The sequence below is a fragment of the Syntrophomonas sp. UBA5494 genome, from assembly GCF_002426325.1.
This window is the reverse complement of record NZ_DIPG01000081.1, coordinates 10,080-14,886: the sequence shown is the minus strand read 5'-3', so window position 1 is coordinate 14,886 and position 4,807 is coordinate 10,080. Positions and strand designations below refer to the sequence as shown.

At 43.5% G+C, this 4,807-nt stretch carries 5 protein-coding genes and 2 pseudogenes; 5 read left to right on the top strand and 2 right to left on the bottom strand.

Annotation, left to right across the window (positions count from 1 at the left end):
- Nucleotides 1–18: 18 nt before the first annotated feature.
- The gene (locus tag B3W37_RS09015; protein WP_483175464.1) at nt 19–306 is read right to left on the bottom strand and encodes a helix-turn-helix domain-containing protein; all 288 of its coding nucleotides are present in this window, start codon (nt 304–306) and stop codon (nt 19–21) included.
- A gap of 91 nt (nt 307–397) precedes the next feature.
- Between B3W37_RS09015 and B3W37_RS09010 the strand changes: the two are divergent.
- The 5 genes and pseudogenes from B3W37_RS09010 to B3W37_RS08990 form a co-directional block, all read left to right on the top strand.
- Nucleotides 398–688: pseudogene (locus tag B3W37_RS09010) on the top strand (M20/M25/M40 family metallo-hydrolase); the annotation flags it as partial.
- 180 nt (nt 689–868) lie between these two features.
- Nucleotides 869–1,471 carry a 3'-5' exonuclease gene (locus B3W37_RS09005; protein WP_483175463.1) on the top strand — a complete coding sequence of 201 codons (603 nt, stop codon included), beginning with the start codon at nt 869–871 and terminating at the stop codon, nt 1,469–1,471.
- Between the two features lie 337 nt (nt 1,472–1,808).
- Entirely contained in the window at nt 1,809–2,357 is a 549-nt protein-coding gene (locus tag B3W37_RS09000) for a ubiquitin (RefSeq protein WP_483175462.1), read from the top strand.
- A 14-nt stretch (nt 2,358–2,371) separates the two neighbouring features.
- Complete coding sequence (locus tag B3W37_RS08995) at nt 2,372–3,049, top strand: response regulator transcription factor (RefSeq protein ID WP_483175461.1); 678 nt, start codon at nt 2,372–2,374, stop codon at nt 3,047–3,049.
- Complete coding sequence (locus tag B3W37_RS08990; protein ID WP_483175460.1) at nt 3,042–4,508, top strand: sensor histidine kinase; 1,467 nt, start codon at nt 3,042–3,044, stop codon at nt 4,506–4,508. The genes B3W37_RS08995 and B3W37_RS08990 overlap by 8 nt, the downstream gene beginning before the upstream one ends.
- Before the next feature lie 8 nt (nt 4,509–4,516).
- Here B3W37_RS08990 and B3W37_RS08985 read toward each other — a convergent pair.
- A pseudogene (locus B3W37_RS08985) lies at nt 4,517–4,807 on the bottom strand (hypothetical protein); the annotation flags it as partial.

Here is a 4,807-nt window from a genome sequence, read left to right as displayed (position 1 = left end):
CGTGTAGACAATGATATTCTACGCCGCGTAGAGATATGTGTCAATAGTGCTTTGAAAATATTTTTCTATAGTAACCAGGGGGACGGTTCTTGCGGTTAGATTACGGTTATGCGGCTTTAAAATAATACTTCTGCTAATTCCCGTTAGCCTGGCCAACTGTCTAGCTGACAGCCCTTTTTCTTTTAATGCCTTCAAATGTCTATCCTTTTTGTCTCTTTCCAATTTTTGAACATCTGAACACTGATTGATTGCATGTTGTTTTAGTGATACTAATAGCCTCCTCATCCAATATTCTTCTTCTGACATTCATATCGAGGCATGTGTCACCTCTGGCTCATAATAAATAGCAATTACATTAACTCATGCAACCGCAAGAACCGTCCCCCTGGTTACAAAGCTCCATATGCAGGATCAGTATTACAACATGCGGGAGAAGATCGAGCCGTTTTATCATATCGTTACATTGGCTGAACAGGCCATGCGGGATAATGGCATTGAGCCTATGATCAGGCCAGTACGGGGCGGTACCGATGGTGCACGTCTTTCCTTTATGGGCCTTCCCTGCCCCAATATTTTTACCGGCGGCCATAATTTTCACAGCCGTTATGAATTCATCCCCCTGGGATCCATGGAAAAAGCCGTTCAGGTTATCGTAAGGATCATTCAGCTGGTGGAAGCTCAAGGCTAAAGGTATCCACAATCTCGTCATACAATGCTTGATCCTCAGTTCTTGGCCCTACGGCTGAAATTGCGCACTATCATAATTGATTGGCTCAAAATGATACGTGAACTATAATTAAAATCAGTTAGCTATTATAACTGCGTACGAATAATGAACTTATAACCTACATAATAGAGGTGACCCCTATTGAATTTCACTGCCATAGACTTTGAAACGGCCAACGAGCAAAGGTCAAGCGCCTGTGCCATAGGAATCGTGTGTATTGAAGATGGTGTAATAACGGAGCAGGAGTATCATTTAATAAAACCACCCGGTTTGTACTTCAATCATTTTAATACAGCGATACATGGAATAAGGAAAGCAGATGTGATCGACAAGCCGAACTTTGCTGAGCTATGGCCCTCCATCAGGCACTATTTTGAGCATTATATAGTAGTGGCCCATAATGCCAGTTTTGACATGAGCGTATTGCGCGCCTCGCTGGATTACTATGATATCCCCTATCCGAATCTTAGCTTCGGCTGTACTTTAATGATGGCCAGAAGGCAGTGGCCGGAAATGTCGCACAGATTGAATGATGTGGCGGCTATGTTGGATATCGATTTTCTACATCATCATGCACTGGAGGATGCCGAGGCCTGTGCCCGCATCGCGATGCATATACTGGATCAGAATAATTCCCGTACCATTGATGAATTATCCGCGACCCTTGAATTATCCATAGGTAGTTTATATCCGGGTGGTTATAGACCCTGTAGGACTTTCAGAAGAAAGAAAAGGCGATTATGACATTCCGAGACCACTGAAAAAGTACCAGATTTGTTCATCCTGACCAGCCTGAGAAAGTATTAACCAACTTCTCCTAATAAACATTAGCAGAATTATCCCAAAACAATCCGGACGAATTAACACGAAAACTATAACATATTTTACACAATAGTATTCTCTGCTCACAGTTTTTCCTAAGCAGTTATAATAAAACTGGGTTAAATAAGTTTTAATCTGATTTTAATGAAGGACTAATATCCCTTTAAGTTTCGGCCGTTAGTATTTATACATAGTCAAATGTTATCAAGACTCAACAAACGACTTTTGACAATACTAACGATAATAGGGAGGAATTAGTATGACAACCTTAGAAAATGTGGAAAAAACCTGTGCCATGGCCAATATCAGCTTTGAGGAAGCCAAGGCTGTTTTAGATGCGGCCAATGGAGATGTATTGGATGCTGTTATTAGTCTGGAAAAACAGGGCAAGATACAGGCTCCCAGCGGAGGCGGTTATTACAATAGTTCGAATCATGCCAACTCAGAAGTCCCGCCACATTCAAATGCTAACGAAAATCAGCATAACAAGAATAAATCCGAAGATTCTTTCGGGGCTTCTGTTAAAAAGGCTGGGCAGTTTTTGTTGAAAATTATTCACAAAGGCAACATCAATTCTTTTGAAGTCTATAAAGGTGCGGAGGTCAAAGCATCTTTTCCGGTAACCGTACTGGCACTACTTATAATATTTGCTTTTTGGGTGACAATTCCGCTGATCATTATCGGGTTGTTCTTTGATTTACGTTATCGTTTTGTGGGGCCTGACTTCAACAGCAACACCATAAATAATGCTATGAATAGCGCGGCAGATGCTGCTGAAAACCTGAAAAAGTCAATCAATGATATATAAATGGGCAGGTTGTTATGAGCTTGAAAATACTGATTATTGAAGATGAAGAGAAAATCGCCCGCTTTATTGAACTTGAACTTGGCTATGAAGGTTATTCAGTCACCAAAGCTTTTGATGGCAGAACCGGTCTCGAACTCGCTGAAACAGGCGAGTTCGACCTTATTCTGCTGGATGTCATGCTGCCAAAGATGAGCGGTATGGAAGTACTGCGCAGGATTCGCCGTGTCTCATCCGTTCCTGTTATTCTACTGACAGCCCGAGACAGTGTGATAGATAAGGTTTCCGGCTTAGACAGCGGGGCTAATGATTACATCACCAAACCTTTTGCCATTGAAGAACTCCTGGCTCGCATCCGCACTACTCTGAGGCTAGCTAATAAATCAGAACAATCCGAGATACTGTCTGCATCCGGGCTGCAGTTGGACACCAGTCGCCATACTGTCAATTATATGGATATAGCCATTGAACTTACTAAACGCGAATTCGACCTGCTCTACTTTCTGTTGAAAAACAAAGATCTGGTAGTGTCACGGGAAACCCTGCTAGAGAATGTTTGGGGTTATGACTATGCTGGAGATACCAATGTGGTTGATGTCTATGTACGCTTTTTACGGGGAAAAATCGATGAGGTATTTAGTATTAAACTGATTCATACCGTAAGAGGGGTAGGATATGTGATAAAAGATGAGTAACAACCAGACTGCTGACAAAAACCATATCAGTTTCAGTGATAAGATCAGGTTCTCTATAGTATGGAAGCTCAATTTCAGATTGTTTTTACGTATGCTGGGCATTTTTCTTACCCTTGATTTAATACTGATACTGCTTTTGCTTTCCGGATTAATGGTACGGGCGGAACAAACTGCAGCCATATCAGCTGAAACATTTAGCCAGATCAGTCCGTCTTCTCTTGAAGCTGAAAACTGGTTGGCATTAACTGAATATAGTTTTACACCAACTACAGAATTAGAGAGGCAATTCCAAATACCCAAATTCCTGCAAAAGCATTTTCCTCCCCAAACTGCTGCAAATCCGAGAAGTATTCAACTATCTCATGGAGACATGAGCACCCAGGAACTGCTTAAGAATATTTCCTATAACATAACAGTTAAAGCTGACAATAATCTTTTTGTGCTTTCTTACCACCCGCAGAGAACCCTACAGATCTTCTTATGGATATTTGCTGTGCTGTTGATTATTGAACTATCGATGCTGTTAAAAAGCATCTTCTCCGGTGCCCGATTGATACGCCATACCTTAAGGCCCATCCAGGAATTGACCGAAGCAGCCCAAAACCTTAGTACAGATGCTGCCTTTTCACCGGAACAGCTTACAGCGCTGGCCGGCAAACTCGATAATATAAATGCCGCTAAGCTGGACACCCGTATTTCAGTCGGTGAAACGCAAAGTGAGCTGCAGAACCTGGCTGCAGCGATTAACGCCATGCTGGATCGTATCAATGAATCCTACCGTTCCCAGGTTCGGTTTGTTTCCGATGCTTCCCATGAACTCAGGACACCAATCTCGGTTATTCAGGGATATGCCAATCTGTTGGATCGCTGGGGTAAAAAAGACGAGAAAGCTTTGCAGGAATCAATTGATGCCATCAAAGATGAAACCGCTAATATGAAAGAAATGGTGGAACAGCTTTTATTCCTGGCTCGTGGTGATAACAATACCATGGCTCTAAACATAGAACGCTTTGATCTGGCTTCCCTGGCAGAAGAAGTACTGCGGGAAACCCAGATGATTGACAGCGGACATGAATACATAGATAATTTGCATTCGGTTCTCATCGATGCCGACAAGAGCCTGATCAAACAATCCATGCGGATACTGATCGACAATGCTGTAAAATACACTCCTCCCGGCCAAAGGATCACTATTTCAGTTTCCTCGGCCCAAGGAAATGCTTGCCTGGCCTTACAGGATGAAGGTATAGGAATTGCTCCTGAATCGGTGCCCCGGGTATTGGACCGATTCTACCGGGCTGATGAATCCCGGGCCCGGGCCACCGGCGGTACCGGTCTGGGGTTGTCTATCGCCAAATGGATTACTGAACGGCATGACGGACATATTGAAATTTTAAGCCGGGAGAATATAGGTACCAGGATTACTCTTACGCTACCCGCCGCGCTGGAAGAAAGGTGACGGTTGAATTATCGGGGGGCCGGGCGCAAGGGGCCGGCTTGGGATGACCCCAAACCGTCCCCTTGACACCCAGGCAGTGATTTAGCCCATACGTTCATATCTTCAAAGCCTACCCCGATATTACAATTGTTTATCAATACGCCATAATAGCTATAACCAGCGTTGGCAAAAACACTGTTCATACCCGTTGAGCTACTGCGGGCAATGGTGTACAGGCAATGGAATCCTTCCTTTTGGAGCCGGTTTTCCATTTCTGCTAGCAGAAAACTGGCCAGTCCGTTTCCCCTCCAGTTGGGAAG